General features: G+C 69.1%; 20 protein-coding genes. 13 read left to right on the plus strand and 7 right to left on the minus strand.

Going from position 1 to position 14,855, the window contains the following annotated elements; translation table 11 throughout:
- Nucleotides 1-10: 10 nt before the first annotated feature.
- From DDV73_RS20715 to DDV73_RS28860, 4 genes are read left to right on the plus strand one after another with little or no spacing between them, the layout of a single operon-like run.
- Nucleotides 11-928, plus strand: coding sequence for a VOC family protein (locus tag DDV73_RS20715; RefSeq protein ID WP_109509158.1), 918 nt, complete (start codon nucleotides 11-13; stop codon nucleotides 926-928).
- A complete protein-coding gene (locus DDV73_RS20720; RefSeq protein ID WP_206050992.1) occupies nucleotides 925-2,328 on the plus strand; it encodes an FAD-dependent oxidoreductase in 1,404 nt (467 codons plus the stop codon). The genes DDV73_RS20715 and DDV73_RS20720 overlap by 4 nt, the downstream gene beginning before the upstream one ends.
- A complete protein-coding gene (locus DDV73_RS28855; RefSeq protein ID WP_206050993.1) occupies nucleotides 2,325-2,474 on the plus strand; it encodes a nuclear transport factor 2 family protein in 150 nt (49 codons plus the stop codon). Before DDV73_RS20720 ends, DDV73_RS28855 begins: the two co-directional genes overlap by 4 nt.
- An 11-nt stretch (nucleotides 2,475-2,485) precedes the next feature.
- Nucleotides 2,486-2,656 (plus strand): hypothetical protein, encoded by a 171-nt coding sequence (locus DDV73_RS28860; RefSeq protein ID WP_206050994.1) that lies wholly within the window; start codon nucleotides 2,486-2,488, stop codon nucleotides 2,654-2,656.
- 75 nt (nucleotides 2,657-2,731) lie between these two features.
- Here DDV73_RS28860 and DDV73_RS20730 read toward each other — a convergent pair whose 3' ends face one another.
- Nucleotides 2,732-4,066 (minus strand): LVIVD repeat-containing protein, encoded by a 1,335-nt coding sequence (locus tag DDV73_RS20730; protein WP_206050995.1) that lies wholly within the window; start codon nucleotides 4,064-4,066, stop codon nucleotides 2,732-2,734.
- A gap of 393 nt (nucleotides 4,067-4,459) precedes the next feature.
- Between DDV73_RS20730 and DDV73_RS28865 the strand changes: the two genes are divergently transcribed.
- From DDV73_RS28865 to DDV73_RS20760, 5 genes are all read left to right on the plus strand, one after another.
- Nucleotides 4,460-4,804 (plus strand): FAD-binding protein, encoded by a 345-nt coding sequence (locus tag DDV73_RS28865; RefSeq protein WP_206050996.1) that lies wholly within the window; start codon nucleotides 4,460-4,462, stop codon nucleotides 4,802-4,804.
- Complete coding sequence (locus DDV73_RS20745) at nucleotides 4,801-5,217, plus strand: nuclear transport factor 2 family protein (protein WP_206050997.1); 417 nt, start codon at nucleotides 4,801-4,803, stop codon at nucleotides 5,215-5,217. Before DDV73_RS28865 ends, DDV73_RS20745 begins: the two co-directional genes overlap by 4 nt.
- Before the next feature lie 110 nt (nucleotides 5,218-5,327).
- The gene (locus tag DDV73_RS20750) at nucleotides 5,328-5,843 is read left to right on the plus strand and encodes a DUF6398 domain-containing protein (protein WP_154402836.1); all 516 of its coding nucleotides are present in this window, start codon (nucleotides 5,328-5,330) and stop codon (nucleotides 5,841-5,843) included.
- A 4-nt stretch (nucleotides 5,844-5,847) separates the two neighbouring features.
- The gene (locus tag DDV73_RS20755) at nucleotides 5,848-6,186 is read left to right on the plus strand and encodes a hypothetical protein (protein ID WP_109509162.1); all 339 of its coding nucleotides are present in this window, start codon (nucleotides 5,848-5,850) and stop codon (nucleotides 6,184-6,186) included.
- Between the two features lie 367 nt (nucleotides 6,187-6,553).
- Nucleotides 6,554-7,156 (plus strand): hypothetical protein, encoded by a 603-nt coding sequence (locus tag DDV73_RS20760; RefSeq protein ID WP_109509163.1) that lies wholly within the window; start codon nucleotides 6,554-6,556, stop codon nucleotides 7,154-7,156.
- Nucleotides 7,157-7,398: 242 nt separating this feature from the next.
- On the opposite strand, the gene DDV73_RS20765 is transcribed toward DDV73_RS20760, so the two are convergent.
- From DDV73_RS20765 to DDV73_RS20785, 5 genes are all read right to left on the minus strand, one after another.
- Nucleotides 7,399-7,830, minus strand: a complete 432-nt coding sequence (locus DDV73_RS20765) for a cytotoxic translational repressor of toxin-antitoxin stability system (protein WP_109509164.1) — start codon at nucleotides 7,828-7,830, stop codon at nucleotides 7,399-7,401.
- Between the two features lie 5 nt (nucleotides 7,831-7,835).
- On the minus strand, nucleotides 7,836-8,252 hold the full coding sequence (locus DDV73_RS20770; protein WP_109509165.1) for a prevent-host-death protein: 417 nt from the start codon (nucleotides 8,250-8,252) through the stop codon (nucleotides 7,836-7,838).
- 258 nt (nucleotides 8,253-8,510) lie between these two features.
- Entirely contained in the window at nucleotides 8,511-9,296 is a 786-nt protein-coding gene (locus DDV73_RS20775; protein ID WP_109509166.1) for an SDR family NAD(P)-dependent oxidoreductase, read from the minus strand.
- Nucleotides 9,296-9,613, minus strand: a complete 318-nt coding sequence (locus DDV73_RS20780; protein WP_109509167.1) for a ferredoxin — start codon at nucleotides 9,611-9,613, stop codon at nucleotides 9,296-9,298. The genes DDV73_RS20775 and DDV73_RS20780 overlap by 1 nt, the downstream gene beginning before the upstream one ends.
- Complete coding sequence (locus DDV73_RS20785; protein ID WP_109509168.1) at nucleotides 9,610-10,752, minus strand: 3-ketosteroid-9-alpha-monooxygenase, oxygenase component; 1,143 nt, start codon at nucleotides 10,750-10,752, stop codon at nucleotides 9,610-9,612. The genes DDV73_RS20780 and DDV73_RS20785 overlap by 4 nt, the downstream gene beginning before the upstream one ends.
- A gap of 132 nt (nucleotides 10,753-10,884) precedes the next feature.
- Here DDV73_RS20785 and hsaA point away from each other — a divergent pair, with 132 nt between their 5' ends.
- The 4 genes from hsaA (at nucleotide 10,885) to DDV73_RS20805 (ending at nucleotide 14,239) form a co-directional block, all read left to right on the plus strand.
- Nucleotides 10,885-12,051 carry a 3-hydroxy-9,10-secoandrosta-1,3,5(10)-triene-9,17-dione monooxygenase oxygenase subunit gene (gene hsaA, locus DDV73_RS20790; protein WP_109509169.1) on the plus strand — a complete coding sequence of 389 codons (1,167 nt, stop codon included), beginning with the start codon at nucleotides 10,885-10,887 and terminating at the stop codon, nucleotides 12,049-12,051.
- Between the two features lie 90 nt (nucleotides 12,052-12,141).
- A complete protein-coding gene (locus DDV73_RS20795; protein WP_109509170.1) occupies nucleotides 12,142-12,750 on the plus strand; it encodes a TetR/AcrR family transcriptional regulator in 609 nt (202 codons plus the stop codon).
- 12 nt (nucleotides 12,751-12,762) lie between these two features.
- Nucleotides 12,763-13,482, plus strand: a complete 720-nt coding sequence (locus DDV73_RS20800; protein WP_109509171.1) for an SDR family NAD(P)-dependent oxidoreductase — start codon at nucleotides 12,763-12,765, stop codon at nucleotides 13,480-13,482.
- Nucleotides 13,475-14,239 (plus strand): SDR family oxidoreductase, encoded by a 765-nt coding sequence (locus DDV73_RS20805; RefSeq protein WP_109509172.1) that lies wholly within the window; start codon nucleotides 13,475-13,477, stop codon nucleotides 14,237-14,239. The genes DDV73_RS20800 and DDV73_RS20805 overlap by 8 nt, the downstream gene beginning before the upstream one ends.
- On the opposite strand, the gene DDV73_RS20810 is transcribed toward DDV73_RS20805, so the two are convergent.
- Nucleotides 14,236-14,850: a TetR/AcrR family transcriptional regulator gene (locus DDV73_RS20810; RefSeq protein WP_109509173.1), complete on the minus strand. Its 615-nt coding sequence runs from the start codon at nucleotides 14,848-14,850 to the stop codon at nucleotides 14,236-14,238. The genes DDV73_RS20805 and DDV73_RS20810 overlap by 4 nt on opposite strands.
- Nucleotides 14,851-14,855 lie beyond the last annotated feature (5 nt).

The following is a 14,855-nucleotide window of genomic DNA, read 5'->3' on the forward strand; positions in this document are numbered from 1 at the left end:
GGAACAAGAAATGACGCAGATTCGTGGCCTCGGCTACCTCAAGGTGCAGTCCCAGGACGTCGCGCGCTGGCGCGAGCTGACCGTGGACGCCCTCGGCTTCCAAGAGACGACCGGTCCCGTCGAGGGCGGGCTCTACCTCCGGATGGACGAGCGCGAGTCCCGGCTGGTCGTGCTGCCCGGTCCCTCCGACCAGGTGCTTGCGGTGGGCTGGGAGGTGCGTGACCAGTTCGGGCTGGCCGAGATCGGCCGGGCCGTGGAGGCCGCCGGCTTCGCGGTCAAGGAGCTCGGCCAGGCTGAGTGCGACGAGCGCGGCGTCGAGGCGGCGATCGCCTTCGACGACCCCGCGGGCACGCCCGTCGAGGTCTTCTTCGGGCCCCGGCTCGACCACAGCCCGGTGCTCACCGGCCTGGCCCAGAGGTTCATGACCGGCGACCAGGGGATGGGCCACGTCGTCCTGCCGACCACGGCCATGGACGACACCGTTGCCTTCTACACCGAGGTGCTCGGCTTCCTGCCGCGCGGCGCCATCCGCCTCGGCCCGAAGCCTCCGGTCGAGGGGGAGACCCCGCGGCGGGTTCGCTTCATGGGGGTGAACCAGCGCCACCACAGCCTCGCCGTCGTTCCCGCCCCGCACGGCGACCCGCCGGGCCTCGTGCACCTGATGGTCGAGGTCGACTCGCTCGACGCCGTCGGCCGGGCGCTGGACAACGTCAACCGGCAGGGCTTCTCGGTCTCCTCGACGCTCGGCCGGCACACCAACGACCACATGGTCTCGTTCTACGTCCGCGCACCGGGCGGCTGGGACCTGGAGTACGGCGTCGAGGGCAAGCTTGTCGACGAGACCTACTACACCGCAGAGGAGATCACCGTCGACTCCTACTGGGGCCACGACTGGTCGGGTTCGGAGCCGCTGGCAGCCTTCTCGTGAGTACCGACGTCGACGTCCTGGTCGTCGGTTTCGGAGCCGCCGGAGCTGCCGCTGCGATCTCTGCCACCTCCGCCGGTGCGACGGTCCTGGTACTCGAGCGCGCCGGCGCCCCGGGTGGCTCGGCCGCGCTGTCCGGGGGCGAGATCTACCTCGGCGGTGGTACGTCGGTGCAGCAGGCGCGCGGATTCACCGACACCGCTGACGACATGTACGCGTTCCTGTCGGCTGCCCTCGGCCCGCACCCGGATCCCGAGAAGCTGCGGCTCTACTGCGACGGGTCCGTCGACCACTTCGACTGGCTGGTCTCGTGCGGCATCGACTTCCAGCCGACCTTCTTCGACGGCCCGACCTGGATGCCGCCGACCACCGACGGCCTGATGTGGCTGGGCGAGAACGCCTGGCCCTACAACGAGATCGCCAAGCCTGCTCCCCGCGGACACCGCGGCCGGGCGCCGTACCTCGCCGGCCAGGTAGTGATGAACGCGCTGATCGCGCACGCAGTCTCGCTCGGGGTCGCCGTGGAGGTCGACACCCGCGCCACCTCCCTGATCGTGGAGGACGGCCAGGTCGTGGGCCTGAAAGCGCGCCGCTACGGGGCCGACCTCTCCTTCCGGGCGCGCTCGGTCGTGCTCACCACCGGCGGCTTCGTCGACAACGAGCAGATGCTCGCCGACCACGCGCCGTCCCTGCTCGGCCATGCCAAGGTCAGCGACGGCCTCGACGACGGCAGCGGCATCACTATGGCCGCCTCGATCGGCGCGGCGACTCGCCGGATGTCGATGGTGGAGGCGGCCTACACGGCTCTTCCGGAGATGGTCTGCCGCGGCATGCTCGTCAACGGCCTCGGGCAGCGGTTCATCAACGAGGACGTCTACCCGGGCCTCTACAGCCATGCCGCGCTGCACCAGCCCGGCCCATGCTGGGTGATCATCGATCAGGCCGGCTTCGACGCGGTCGCAGACCCGTGGGGCGTCCGGCCGTCCTTCGCCGCCGAGACGGTTGAGGAGCTGGCCACCGATCTGGGGCTGCCGCGCGGTGCCCTCGAGGCCACCGTGGCGGCGTACAACGCAGGAGCGGCGAACGGCCAGGATCCCTTGTTCCACAAGGACTCCCGCTGGCTGCGACCGCTGACCGGCGGCCTGGCTGCCGTCGATCCGCGGCGCGGCTTCCACCCCACCGAGAGCACGGTGTCCGGTACGGGCTTCGCGGGCTTCACCCTCGGTGGGCTGCACACGACCGTGGACGGTGCCGTCCTCTCGCTGGCCGGTGAACCGATCCCGGGGCTCTTCGCCGCCGGACGGGCTTCCTCGGGCATGCACGGCGAGGGCTACATCAGCGGTACGTCGCTGGGCGACGGCACCTTCTTCGGCCGCCGGGCCGGACGGTCTGCCGCATCGTGAACCCCCGCGACGAGATCGTCGAGGCGCTGGCCCGGTTCGCCGCCGCTACCGACCAGCGCGACTGGTCGACGATCCGCGATCTGCTTACCCCTGACGCGGTGGCCTACGGCCGGACCGGACTCGACGCGATCGCGCCCGCTCCCTGACCTACGCGCGGGTGCACCATGTCGGCGCCGGGCCGATGGAGGGCTCGTTCTTCGAGTGTCTGGGCGAGTACGACGACGCGTGGGTGCGCACGGCGGCCGGGTGGCGCCTGTCGCGCCGGACCTTCGACATGCGGATCCAGCTCGGAGACTTTGCCTTGCTCCGGCCCGCCGAAGCGGACTGACTGCTCGCGATGTGGCTCTCCACGTCCGTAGGCCGGCACCGGCGCGGTACCGGCCTACGTCGCGGGCCTCGGAGGTCAGTCGATGACCGACTCCTGCGTCTGCGGGTTGAGATGCGGCAACTTGCGAGCGCCGGCCCGCGCCTTGTCGCTGAGCAGGTACACGTCGACGCCCCGGAGGATGTCGTTGGCGTAGATGAAGCCGTTGTACCAGTACGACGACCACGCGTTGCCGCCGTGCGGCTGGTAGTACCCCACCTCCGAGGCCGACTCGCTCGCCCCGCCGATCAGCTTGTCGACGTCCACCACCGTCGTACCACCGGCGTATGCCGCCGAGACCAGCACGTTGCGGTCGCGCAGCGGGATGAAGTTGAAGTTGTGCATGGTGCACGGCGCGTCGGTGACCGACCGTGGGATCTTGTAGTTCGTGAGGAACTCACCAGTCGCCGTGTCGAGGAACCAGATCCGGCCCTGCTGGTCGTCGGGGTTGCCGCAGCGCGCGGCCCCGCCGCCGCCGGACTCGTCACCGAAGGCAACGATCTCACCGTCCCAGCTGAAGGTGGCCGAGTGCCACAGGTCGATGTTGGCGGGGTTGACCACCGGGTTGTCGAAGGACCACTTCAACTGGGGCGCCAGCGGGTCGCTGATGTCCCACAGCTGTGACTCACTCAGGCAGGCAGCCGCAGCAAGCTTCAGCTCCTTGAACACGCTGATGTCGTGGCACGCCTTGAAGGTGAAGGCGCCCAGATAGGTCGATGAGGTCGTCGCCGGGTCCAGGAAGTAGGGCGTCACACTGGCCGAGGCCGGGTCGTCGAGGGGAACGTTGACGATGGACACCTGGTTGTGGCCGTCCCCGGACTGCGTCGGCCGGCAGTCCGGCCCGATGGCGGCCCCGCCGAGCGGGTAGGACGAGACGTAGATGATCGCCCTGTTGTTCTCCGGCTCGGGCAGGAGGGTGTGCGTGTGTGAGCCGCAGTCGGTCTGGATCGACGCGACCCGCACGGGAGCGGTGATGTCGCTGATGTCGAAGATCCGGATCCCCTCGAACATGCCGGGCGTCGAGGCGGTCACGTTGGTGCTGTTGCAGGCGCCGCTGCTCTGTGGACTGTCGACGGACTGGAACAACAGGTCACCCATCACGGACACGTCGCCCTGCGCCCCGTTGCAGAAGAAGTCGGTGACGACCTCCGGGTCGCCCGGCTCGGAGACGTCGAGGATGCGGAAGCCGGTGTAGTTGCCGGCCACCGCGTGATCGCCGAAGAACGCCAGGTCTGACTGGGTGGCGCCGCTCGACTTGGCAGTGTTCGAGAGCAGCTTCATGTTCTGGCTCTTGGCGGTGGGCCCCGACGAACCGGGGCCACCGTGGTCGCCGTCATGGGCGCTGGCGGTCACGGTGCCGATTACGAGCACCAAGGCCGCACCGACGAGAAGGAACAAGCGGAACAATCGACGCACGGGAACCCCTTCCGAATGGCCAGCGCACGCTGGCAGTGAGATCAAAGAGGTGACGCAGCCCGCAAAGACCCGCAGAGCCGGGTGCGCAGATCAGGCGCGCACCCGCCCGGTGCAAGCCTCCACAGAACAGCCCCGAGCACCGCCGCTTCGGATGATCGGCAGACGCGGTAGCGCCCGCCAGATCGCAATCTAGACCTGCCGAACCACGTCAACAAGGGGCAAACTGCGTGCGGAGCAAGGTCCGGCGAGGGGATCCAGGCGCTGTTGATCGACACTCGCGCCTTCGACGGCGCCGGGCGCTTGCAGCTGTCCCGGGGAGTGATCGCGCGATGAGCTGGTCGCCCCACCCTGATGGCCGATCCCGACGGCCACGAGTTCTGCGTGCTGACCTCGCTTTCGTCAGCGGGCAGGCAGCAGCCGGGTCATTGCCTCGTGTGCGCTGAGGACCAGGCGGGTCCGGTCCATTCCGTTGCGCTTCTCTGCGGTCTCGACGTTGCCGCCGGCGATCCAGACCGGACCGTCGGCCAGGTGGGCCAGGACGGCGCGGTGCTCTCGCTGGCCGGCGATCCGATCCCGGGGCTCTTCGCCGCCGGACGGGCTTCCTCGGGCATGCACGGCGAGGGCTACATCAGCGGTACGTCGCTGGGTGACGGCACCTTCTTCGGCCGCCGGGCAGGACGGTCTGCCGCATCGTGAACCCCCGCGACGAGATCGTCGAGGCGCTGGCCGGGTTCGCGGCCGCCACCGACCAGCGCGACTGGTCGGCGATCCGGGACCTGCTCACCCCCGACGCCGTGGCCTATCACCGGACCGGCCCCGACGCGATCGTGGCCGTGATGGCCGCGCACCTCGGTGGCTGCGGCCCGACCCAGCACCTGCTCGGCAACCACCGGATCTCGATCGACGACGACCGCGCCCGGTCCCTCAGCTACGCCCGCGTCCACCACGTCGGCGCCGGCCCGATGGCCGGCTCGTTCTTCGAGTGCTTGGGGGAGTACGACGACGCGTGGGTGCGCACGGCGGCCGGGTGGCGCCTGTCGCGCCGGACCTTCGACATGCGGATCCAACTCGGAGACTTCGCCGTGCTCCGGCCCGCCGAAGCGGATTGACTGCCCGGACTAGGTCCACAGGTCGGGCACGACCAGGATGTTGTCTGCCCGGTGAAGCGTGATGGACTAGCGGGAGCAGGTCGCCAGGTGCCGGGCGGGAAGGGTCGACGATGGACCATGTGAATGTGCCCCACGCGGTGCGGACGTACGCCGATCAGGTGGTGGCGGTGACCGACACGGTCTGCCGGGAGCACCTGGATGTGGAGTACGCAGACCTGTGTCGCGCAGTGGTCGGCAAGCTCGGCCGGAAGCGACCCTCGCCGCTGACTCGCGGCGACCTGAGGATCTGGGCCGCCGGGGTCGTCTATGCCGTCGGGCAGCTCAACTTCGTGTTCGACCCTTCCCAGTCGCCGCACGCGACCGCCGATCAGCTCAGCGAGTGGCTGGGCGTGAAGAAGACCACGATGGCGTACAAGGGCCGGTTGATCCGCGACACCCTGAAGTTGAGCCACTTCGACGGCCAGTTCATGCGCCGCGGCCTTGTTGAGGCCAGTCCCTTGACCTGGCTACTGGAGGTCGACGGGATGCCGGTCGACATCCGCAGGGGGCCCGTGCACCTGCAGGTCCAGGCGCTCCAACTCGGGCTGATCCCCTACCTCCCAGGGGTTGACGGTGACAGGCGATAGTCAGGTGGATCGCCTCGTCGCAGTGATCACCGTGGATTGCTACAACCTCGCCGAGCAGGTGACGGCGTTCTACGAGACGTTCGCCGAGGAGGTCCCGCTCCCCACCACAGCCACCGTGATCGGCACCACCATCGAAGTCGTCGGTATCGACATCGCTGAGCAAGGCGAGGAGCTCACCGCACGCTGCCGCCGCGGGGATGTCGTGCAGGACCTGCACCTTTCGGACCTAGTGTTTGCTCCCGATGCACCAGCTGGATGGATCCACGCGGCCTACCGCCGCTGCCTTGGCTTGGTGCCGAACCCGGCCGCCGTACCAGGAGGATGGAAGCCGTCCTGGTTGTGAGCGGCAGGGCGCCTATCCCGGCCGACGCGGCCGCGTCACAGCGCCGCGATGCGCCGCCGTAGGGCCGGCAGCTAGTTGCGAGTCAGACCGTGCCTGCGAAAGTCGAGGGCGTGCTTGAAGTGGCTCAGCGCCGGCCGCCCGACCACTGGGCCTGCGCTGCCTGGACCATCCCACGTCAGAACAATGGGGAGCCCGGTGCGGTGAGGGCCGCACGCAGGGTTCGGCGAGCGGCCTAGCGCGCGGGCAAGTTGACCGAACGGAGCCCGGAAAACGGGAGCGGGCTATGGCGTCCTCGCGTATTTCGGAGTAGGCAGGAACAACCGGCAGTGCCGGACGGGCACTGCCCCGTCCCAGAGAGGAGCGGGCCATGTACGCACGTTCCACTACGTTCCACGGGAGGCCCGACAACATCGACGCGGGCATTACCTTTATCAATAACGAAGCCGGGCCCACGCTCGGCAAAATCGAGGGCTGTCGAGGCCTCTCGTTGCTGGTCGACCGCGAGAGCGGGCAGTGCATCGCTACAAGCTCGTGGGAGAGCGAGGCGGCGATGGGCGCCAGCGATGAGCAGCTTCGCCCGATCCGCGATCGCGGGCGGGACATTCTCGGCGCCTCCATGCAGGTCGACGAGTGGGAGATCGTCGTCATGCACCGCACCCACCACGGCGAGTGCTGTCGAGTCAGCTGGCTGCAGGGTGACCTCGAGACCATGACGGAGACGTTCCGGGTCGGGATCCTTCCCGAGCTGGAGCAGACACCTGGATTCTGCAGTGCCAGCCTGCTGGTGAACCGGTCGACCGGCCTGGGTTGCGCCACCACGGCCTGGGAGACCCGGGCGGCGATGGAAGATAGCCGCGCGGCGGCGAACGATATGCGCAGCCGGGCGGCCCGTGAGGCGAGTGGCGAGATCATCGACGTGCACGAGTTCGACCTGGCCTACGCGCACCTACACGTCCCCGAGATGGCCTGACAGCCGCGTTGTACGGCCGAACCCGTCCCAGACGGGCTCGGCCGCTGCCTGGGGGTAGCGCGGGCCCAACGCGTCGTACGGGCTGCAGGGGGTGACAAGCGAAGGTGCCTGGGCGTGCTGCGCCGCTCTTGAGAGGTCCACATGTCGAGGATTCCATCGCCGCCGGTGAGGCGGTGGCCGAACTGGTCAACGGCGACCGCGGCTGTGTCAATCCGCCGCGAGTCCGACGCGAGCAGTCGGAGTCACTCCCCGGTTGTGTAGAAGTGCGTCAATCGGGCGATCGCTTCCGCCTTCGTCATGGCGCGCACCTCGACCTCCGGGATGTGCGCCTCTTGGGTCAACGTGCGGATCACTCCCATCGGGATGGCCTCGGCGACCGGCTGCGCCAGCCCGCGATCAGGTAAGACCTGGTTGCTGACGCAGTCCCAGAACTCGTCAGCGCTGACTTCAAGTTGGTCTCGCAGAATGTGCGACCAGATGCTTGGCCCGTAGTCGGTCCGGTCGACGGGGTGGCTGATCCGCGTGTAGAGGATCCGGCCGTCCGGCAGGGGCAACTCATAGTTGACGTGGTGGGTTCCGTGTTTACCCGTGGCACGCTTGCGTTCAGTCCAACCTTCAGTGGTGCAGAACGTCTCGTGGTCTTGCCGGGTGGCCGGAGGCCGCTTCTCGGGCACGGCCGTCAGGCGGCCAACAGCCAGTTGCGGAGTTGGTCGTCGGAGGCCAGCGTGACAATCTGGACTAGTCCCCAGTTGTCCTCGTGATTTGGGGCGAGCCGCAGCCGCTCGGTCCAAGCTTCGGCATAGTCGCGCAGGGCGTCGACCATCTCCTCAACGGCGTCCTCAATGGTGGCGCCGTCCGCCGCAACCGGCACACCGGGAACGAAGATGCTCCAGCCATCACCGTCTGCTACGGCTTGGACGCCGGCGCGATGAAGACGCGTCAGGAAGTACACGAGCCGGTCGGCGTCGACTGCGGCTACCCGCCGCTCGTCACGGGTGACCGTAGCAGGGCGCCCCTCGTCGGCGGCGTCGAGCAGGTCCTTGAAATGCTCGCGCGCCTCGCGGGCGCTGCCGTAGTTGACACTTGGGGTAGCCATTGGTTGTTCTCCTGTAACAAGCGTGTGTACGCAGCGTACACACACTTAGCATTCCCGTTCAACGCTGGACGAGGGAACACGCGGACGGACGGAACTCGGCGCCGGTCGGGGACCCGACAGTACTCGTCAGCTGCGAACCGAGTGACGGACAAAGCGCTCGGCCGCGAGGCTGGCGAGGCCACTCGTGCTAGCTCCTGAAGGTGCGCCCCAGAGATGTGCGTCATGCCGCCGCCAAGGACGGTGGTGGCGGCTCCGTGGTCAGCGGGCTGGCAGCAGCCGGGTCATTGCCTCGTGTGCGCTGAGGACCAGGCGGGTCCGGTCCATTCCGTTGCGCTTCTCCGCGGCCGCGGCGTTGCCGCCGGCGATCCAGACCGGACCGTCGGCCAGGTGGGCCAGGCCTTCGCGGGCGATGTCGTCGGGCTCGCCGACGTTCAGGCCGGGGAGGTCGAAGTTGAGGCCGGCCCGAGCCATGGCGGGCGTGCGGGTCACCCCGAGCACCAGCTCGAGCACGTCGACGCCGTGGTCGCGCAGCTCCAGCCACAGGCCCTCGGCGAAGACCCGGCTGAACGCCTTGACCGCGCCGTACACGCTCTGGCGGGCCGAGCCGAGATAGCCGGCCAGCGAGCCGACCAGCAGGATGCCGCCGCGTCCGCGCTCCTTCATCAGGCAGCCGAAATGGTGGGTGAGCGCGAGCTGCGAGGTGATGTTGAGGCCGATGACGCCGGCGTGGCCGGACAGCTCGCCGTCGACGAAGTCGTGGCCGTAGCTGTTGGCGCCGGCGTTGAAGATCAGCAGCCCGACCTCGACATCAGCGGTGGCCGTCACGATCGCGTCGACCGAGGACGGGTCGAGCAGGTCCAGGGCGAGCGTGCGCACCTCGACGCCGCGGCGGCGTACTTCCTCGGCGGTGGCCTCGAGCGCGCCCGGCTTGCGCGCGATCAGCACCAGGTTGAGGCCGGCGTCGGCGAGCTGGTGGGCGAACGAGGCGCCCACTCCTTCGGAACCGCCGGCGATGACTGCCCAGGGGCCGTATTTGTCGAGCATCAGGGAGCGTTTCCTTCGGGATTGACCGGCAGCGGCTCGCCCGACTGCACGGGAAGCTCGCCGCGGACGGCGGCCTCTCGGATCGCGAGGTGCAAGGCCGAGCAACCGACGAAGGCGGCACCGTTAGGGCCGGTGCCCTGCTGGCTCGCGCGTCGTTCCAGACACGCGCCGAGGGCGTCGGCGTGCCACTGGATGCTGGTCTGGTCCCAGCTGCTCTTGCGGACTTCCACCCTGGCGGCGCAGCTGCCGCACGTGACCGGCTCCATCCCGCCGTCGTCCAGTCGTACGTCGGGCCGCGGGGCGGGGCGAGCGCTCATGACGAGGCTGTCGCCGCTTCGCGGGCGGCGATGTTGGCCTTGACCTCGGCACGCCAGGCCTCGTTGGGCCGGGTGGTGTCGATTTCGAACTCGAAGCGCTCGGTCATCTCGTCGGTGACGTCCTCGACGTCGACGTAGAACTGCTCGTACCACCGCCGCAGCTGGTAGACCGGGCCGTCCTCCTCGCACAGAAGCGGATTGTCGATCCGGGCCTTGCTCTTCCAGATCGTGACGTCCTGCTCGAACCCGATCTTGATGTAGTCGCCCATCTTGCGGGCCATCGCCTCGGGGTCGGCGAGGTGTGCGGCCTTCTGCACGATGATCCCGTACTGCAGCACGAAGGAGTTCTCGGAGACCGGGTAGTGGCAGTTGATCAGCACGCTGTCGACGTCGCCGTCGTCGTAGTGGTAGGTCAGGTCGTCGATCATGAACGACGGGCCGTGGTAGGCCGCGACCGAGGTGTTCCCAAGCATTTTGGGGGCACCGCTCACGGTTGCCTGCGGACGGGTGTCCTCGCGGCCGACGCCGTTCTGGAACTGGTGGGCGGTGTGGCCCTCGAAGACGTTCTTGAAGTACGTCGGGAACGAGTAGTGCACGTAGAAGAAGTGCGCCATGTCCACGACGTTGTCGACGATCTCGCGGCACTGGGCGCCCTCGATGACGGTGGTGTACCAGACCCAGTCGGTCCAGTCGTCGCGCGTCGCGCCCTCGATGACGGGGATGGTCACGTCGGCCGGAGGCGGGTTGCCCTGCGGGTCGTTCCAGACGAAGAGCAGCTGGTCCTGCTCGAGCGTCGGCCACGACGCCGTGCGTGCCCGGAGCGGGACGCGGCGCGCGTAGGGGATGGCCTTGCACCTGCCGTCGCCACCCCAGCGCCAGTCGTGGAAGGGACAGGCGATCTCATTGCCCTTGATGGTGCCCTGCGAGAGGTTGCCACCCATGTGCCGGCAGAAGGCGTCGAGCACGTTGAGCTTGCCATCCTCGCCCGCGAAGACGACCAGCTCCTGGCCGAACGCCTTGACCTGGTGCGGCTTGCCGTCCCGGAAGTCCTTGGCCAGTCCCAGGCAGTGCCAGCCGCGCGCGAAGCGCGTCGGGGCGGCGTCGGTCTCGATGCGGCGGACCTCGTCGACTTCGGTCATGTTCTACTCCGATTCCTGGACAGCGAGATGGCCTCACGCGAGTCTGCGCGGCGCTCGGGCGGCCGAGCGGACGAAGTCCCACTCACCGGAAGCGGTACTCGCCGGACCTGCCGAGCGCCGCATCCTGAGCCTATGAGCAACGACGTCCTGGCGGCGATCCAGCCGCTGCTCCCCGGCATTGCCAAACGCGCCAGCAGCACCGACGACAACCGCGTCGTGCCGACGGAGACGATCGAGGAGCTGACGGCGGCCGGGGTGTTCCGGATGCTGCAGCCGAAGCGGTACGGCGGCGCCGAGACCGACCCGGTGGCGTTCTACGAGGTCGTCCGGGAGATCTCCGGTGTCTGCGGATCGACCGGCTGGGTGACGTCGGTCATCGGCGTCCACCCCTGGCAGCTCGGGCTCTTCCCGGACGAGGCACAGCGGGACGTGTGGGGCGAGGATCCCGACACGCTGGTGTGCTCGTCGTACGCCCCGGTCGGCAGGCTCACCGAGGTTGAGGGTGGCTTCGAGCTGTCCGGTCGCTGGAGCTTCTCGAGCGGCTGCGACCACGCGTCCTGGGCTCTGATCGGCGCCCTGGTGATGGGCGAGAAGGGCAAGGCGGTCGACTTCCTGACCGTGCTCGTGCCGCGCGCCGACTTCGAGGTCGACGACGTCTGGGACGTCATCGGCCTCCGCGGCACAGGGAGCAACGACCTCGTCATCGAGACGGCCTTCGTGCCGGTGCACCGGACCCTGCGCAACTACGAGCACTCGCGGCTGCGTGGGCCGGGCCAGAAGGTGAACACCGGCCCGCTCTACAAGGTGCCGTTCGGGGCGGTGTTCACCACCGCGATCACGGCCCCAATCGTCGGAATGGTCGACGGCTGCCTGGCGTCGTACGTCGCGACGATGGGTGACCGGCTCCGGCTCAGCCTCGGGGGCGGCCGCTTCGCCGAGGACCCCTTCGCCCAGGTCGCAGTAGCCCGTGCCTCGTCCGAGACGGACGCCGCGATCCTCCAGCTGGACCGCAATATCGATGCGCTCTACGCCTGCGCTATGGCCGGCGAGGAGATCCCGATGGAGCTTCGCCTGCGCACCCGTCGGGACCAGGTGCGCGCTACCGAGCGGGCGCTGCAGGCCATCGACATCCTCTTCAAGACCGCCGGCGGCAACTCGCTCAAGCGCGGCAACCCGATCGAGCGGGCCTGGCGCGATGCGCACGCCGGCAGCGTGCACGTGGCCAACGACGTCGAGCGGGCGCTGGCGATGTACGGCCGCGGCGCTTTCGGGATCCCGGTCGAGGACAACCTCGTCTAGGGCGCGTCCCACTCATCGGTAACCCGGGTCCCCGATCGAGGGGATCTTCGCCAGTATCTTCAGGAGAACCAGACCTCAGAGGGGGAGTGCATGCCCAGGATCGCCGAAGCGCGACCGTCCGCGGAGCCGAGCTCCCCGGGGCAGAAGGCGCGCCACCAGCGGATCCTGCGCGCGGCCGCCAAGCAGGGCGCCGAGTACGGCCTCGAGCGCGTCCAGATGCTCGACATCGCCAAGGAGGCGGGCGTCGCCATCGCGACGCTCTACCGCTACTTCCCGTCCAAGACGCACCTCTTCACTGCCGTGATGGCCGACCAGGTCGCGCGGCTGGAGGAGGTCTCGTTCGCCGCCGAGCCGGGCCAGGACCCGGTGGAGGCGGTCGCCGACCTGCTGGTCGAAGCGAGCCGACAGCTGTTGCGCCGCCCGCTGCTGGCCAACGCCATGATGCAGTCCAACAACGCCTCGCCCGCCACTCCCGCCTCCCCGGCCGGGCGCATCGACACCGCCTTCCGCGACCTGATCGTGCGCACGCTCGGCCTCGACGAGCCGACCGACCACGACCTCCGCCTGGTGCGACTGGTCGAGCAGGGCTGGTACGGCATCCTGACCCAGAGCCTCAACCGGGGAGTCGACCTGGCCGACGCCGAGGCCGACATCCGGCTGGCCTGCAGATTGCTGCTGGTCGAGCGCTCCAATGCCTGAGAGGCAACTCCCATGAACCGTTTCGACGGAACCCGTGTGCTCGTGACCGGTGGCGCCTCCGGCATCGGCCGGGCCACCGTGCTTCGACTGGTATCGGAGGGCGCCGCGGTCTTCGCGGTCGACCTCGACGCCGATGGCCTCGCCTCGCTGGGAGGCGTGCACACGCGGGTGGCTGACGTCGGCTCGGAGAAGGACGTCGTCGATGCGGTCGCAGCGGCCGTCGAGGTGCTCGGCGGGCTCGACGTCCTGGTCAACGTCGCCGGCATCCACCGCACCACCCCGATCGACAGCCTGTCCGTGGCGGACCTGACCCGCCTGTTCGAGGTCAACACGGTCGGCCCCGCGCTCTTCTGTCGCGAGGCCCTGCGACACCTGCCGGACGGCACCGGCGTGATCGTCAACGTCACCTCGTCGTCGGCGGCGCACGGCAACCCCTACATGACGGCATACTCCGCCTCGAAGGGCGCCCTTCTCGCCTTCTCCCTGGCCCTCGCCGCCGAGGTCGTGCATCGCGGTATCCGGGTCGTCCCGGTCTCGCCCGGCACCGTCGCGACGCCGCTGATCAGTGGCATCCCGGGCGACCTCGACATGAGCTACTACGCGCGGATCCGCTCGTTGATGGGTGCCGCGGACCCCGAGCAGATCGCCGGCGTCATCGCCTTCGCCGCGTCGTCCGACGCCGCCTATGTCACCGGCGCGGAGATCCGCGCCGACGGAGGATCACATGTCTGAACGCACCATTGCCGTCACCGGCTCCGCTTCGGGGATCGGCGCAGCATTGACGAATCTCCTGGAGGAGCGGGGGATTCGTGTCATCGGCGTGGACCTCCGCGACGCCGACGTGGTCGCCGACCTGGCCAGCGCGGAGGGCAGGCTGGCCGCCGCCGAGGCCGTGACCTCAGCCGTCGACGGTGTGCTCGACGGCGTCGTCACCTGTGCCGGGACGTCGGTTCCTGGCGAGCTGATGGTGAAGGTCAACTACTTCGGCACCACCCAGTTCGTGTCCGCCCTCCGACCTGCTCTTGCGAAGTCGTCGGCTCCCCGGGTCGCCGTGGTCGGCTCGATCTCCGGGACCCAGCAGGCCGACGACGACGTGGTGGCCGCGTGCCTCGCCGACGACGAGTCTGCGGCGCAGGCTGCGGCCGCGGCCGCGGTCGCCGACGGCCGGGCGCAACAGATCTACCCCTCGTCGAAGCTGGCGCTGGCCCGCTGGGCGCGGCGTACGTCGGTCGAGGAGGGCTGGGCCTCCGCCAGGATTCCGCTCAACGTGGTCGCCCCCGGTGTCGTCCTCACCCCGATGACCGAGCAGCTCCTCGCGGACCCGGTCATGAAGGGGGTGATGGACGCCGCGGTGCCGATGCCGCTCAACGGCTACCTGGCGGCCGTCGACGTCGCGCAGGTGCTGGCCTTCCTGGTGTCGCCGGAGAACAGCCACATCACGGGCCAGGTCGTCTACGTCGACGGCGGCGCCGAAGCAACCTTGCGCTAGTGGGCAGTGATGCCCTGGGTGATCGCGGCGGCCGTGAAGTCGACGAGCTCCGCGGTGGTGACCTCCGGGGCCCAGTGGTTGACGAGCGTGTCGGACATGCCCAGGATCCCGGACAGCACGAACGGGAGCACGGCGGCATCATCGCGAAGGCGGCGGCCCTCAAGGGCAGCCGCTTCGATGATCGCCGTGTGGAGTGCCTCGTTGTAGACGCGCGCCGTAGTGCGCACCTCATGGACCGACTCGCGGTCGAGGCGGGCGTCCCCTACCTCGGTGCGCCAGGTCGCGGTCAGCCGACCGACCCGGCCCCACTGCTTGGCGGCATGGGGAATGACCTGTGAGATCAGCGCGGCGACGCCCTGGTCCCGGGGGAGCGCCTCGACGAAGGCGGCGGACTCGATCTGGCTCTCATTCAGCAGGGCGATGAAGATCTCCTGCTTATCCGAGAAGTACTGGTAGATCAGCCCGGTGCTCGTGCCAGCACGCTGGGCCACCGACCGGATCGTGAGTGCGGCGTACCCGCCCTCGTCCAGCAGCGCGGCAGCGGCGTCCAGCGTCATCCGGCGCCGCGCCTCCGCATCGCCGTACACGGACTTGCCGTTCGTCCCGTTCACCGGGA

This window comes from Nocardioides speluncae (genome assembly GCF_003121585.1).
GTDB classification, from domain to species: domain Bacteria; phylum Actinomycetota; class Actinomycetes; order Propionibacteriales; family Nocardioidaceae; genus Nocardioides; species Nocardioides speluncae.

Excerpts from the sequence above, each read along its gene's own strand:
- DDV73_RS20780 (WP_109509167.1), bottom strand. The coding sequence starts at position 9,613 with ATGAGCGCTCGCCCCGCCCCGCGGCCCGACGTACGACTGGACGACGGC.
- DDV73_RS28865 (WP_206050996.1), top strand. The coding sequence starts at position 4,460 with ATGGCCGATCCCGACGGCCACGAGTTCTGCGTGCTGACCTCGCTTTCG.
- DDV73_RS20805 (WP_109509172.1), top strand. The coding sequence starts at position 13,475 with ATGTCTGAACGCACCATTGCCGTCACCGGCTCCGCTTCGGGGATCGGC.
- DDV73_RS20715 (WP_109509158.1), top strand. The coding sequence starts at position 11 with ATGACGCAGATTCGTGGCCTCGGCTACCTCAAGGTGCAGTCCCAGGAC.
- DDV73_RS20800 (WP_109509171.1), top strand. The coding sequence starts at position 12,763 with ATGAACCGTTTCGACGGAACCCGTGTGCTCGTGACCGGTGGCGCCTCC.
- DDV73_RS20750 (WP_154402836.1), top strand. The coding sequence starts at position 5,328 with ATGGACCATGTGAATGTGCCCCACGCGGTGCGGACGTACGCCGATCAG.
- DDV73_RS20795 (WP_109509170.1), top strand. The coding sequence starts at position 12,142 with ATGCCCAGGATCGCCGAAGCGCGACCGTCCGCGGAGCCGAGCTCCCCG.
- DDV73_RS20770 (WP_109509165.1), bottom strand. The coding sequence starts at position 8,252 with ATGGCTACCCCAAGTGTCAACTACGGCAGCGCCCGCGAGGCGCGCGAG.
- hsaA (WP_109509169.1), top strand. The coding sequence starts at position 10,885 with ATGAGCAACGACGTCCTGGCGGCGATCCAGCCGCTGCTCCCCGGCATT.
- DDV73_RS20785 (WP_109509168.1), bottom strand. The coding sequence starts at position 10,752 with ATGACCGAAGTCGACGAGGTCCGCCGCATCGAGACCGACGCCGCCCCG.
- DDV73_RS20775 (WP_109509166.1), bottom strand. The coding sequence starts at position 9,296 with ATGCTCGACAAATACGGCCCCTGGGCAGTCATCGCCGGCGGTTCCGAA.
- DDV73_RS20760 (WP_109509163.1), top strand. The coding sequence starts at position 6,554 with ATGTACGCACGTTCCACTACGTTCCACGGGAGGCCCGACAACATCGAC.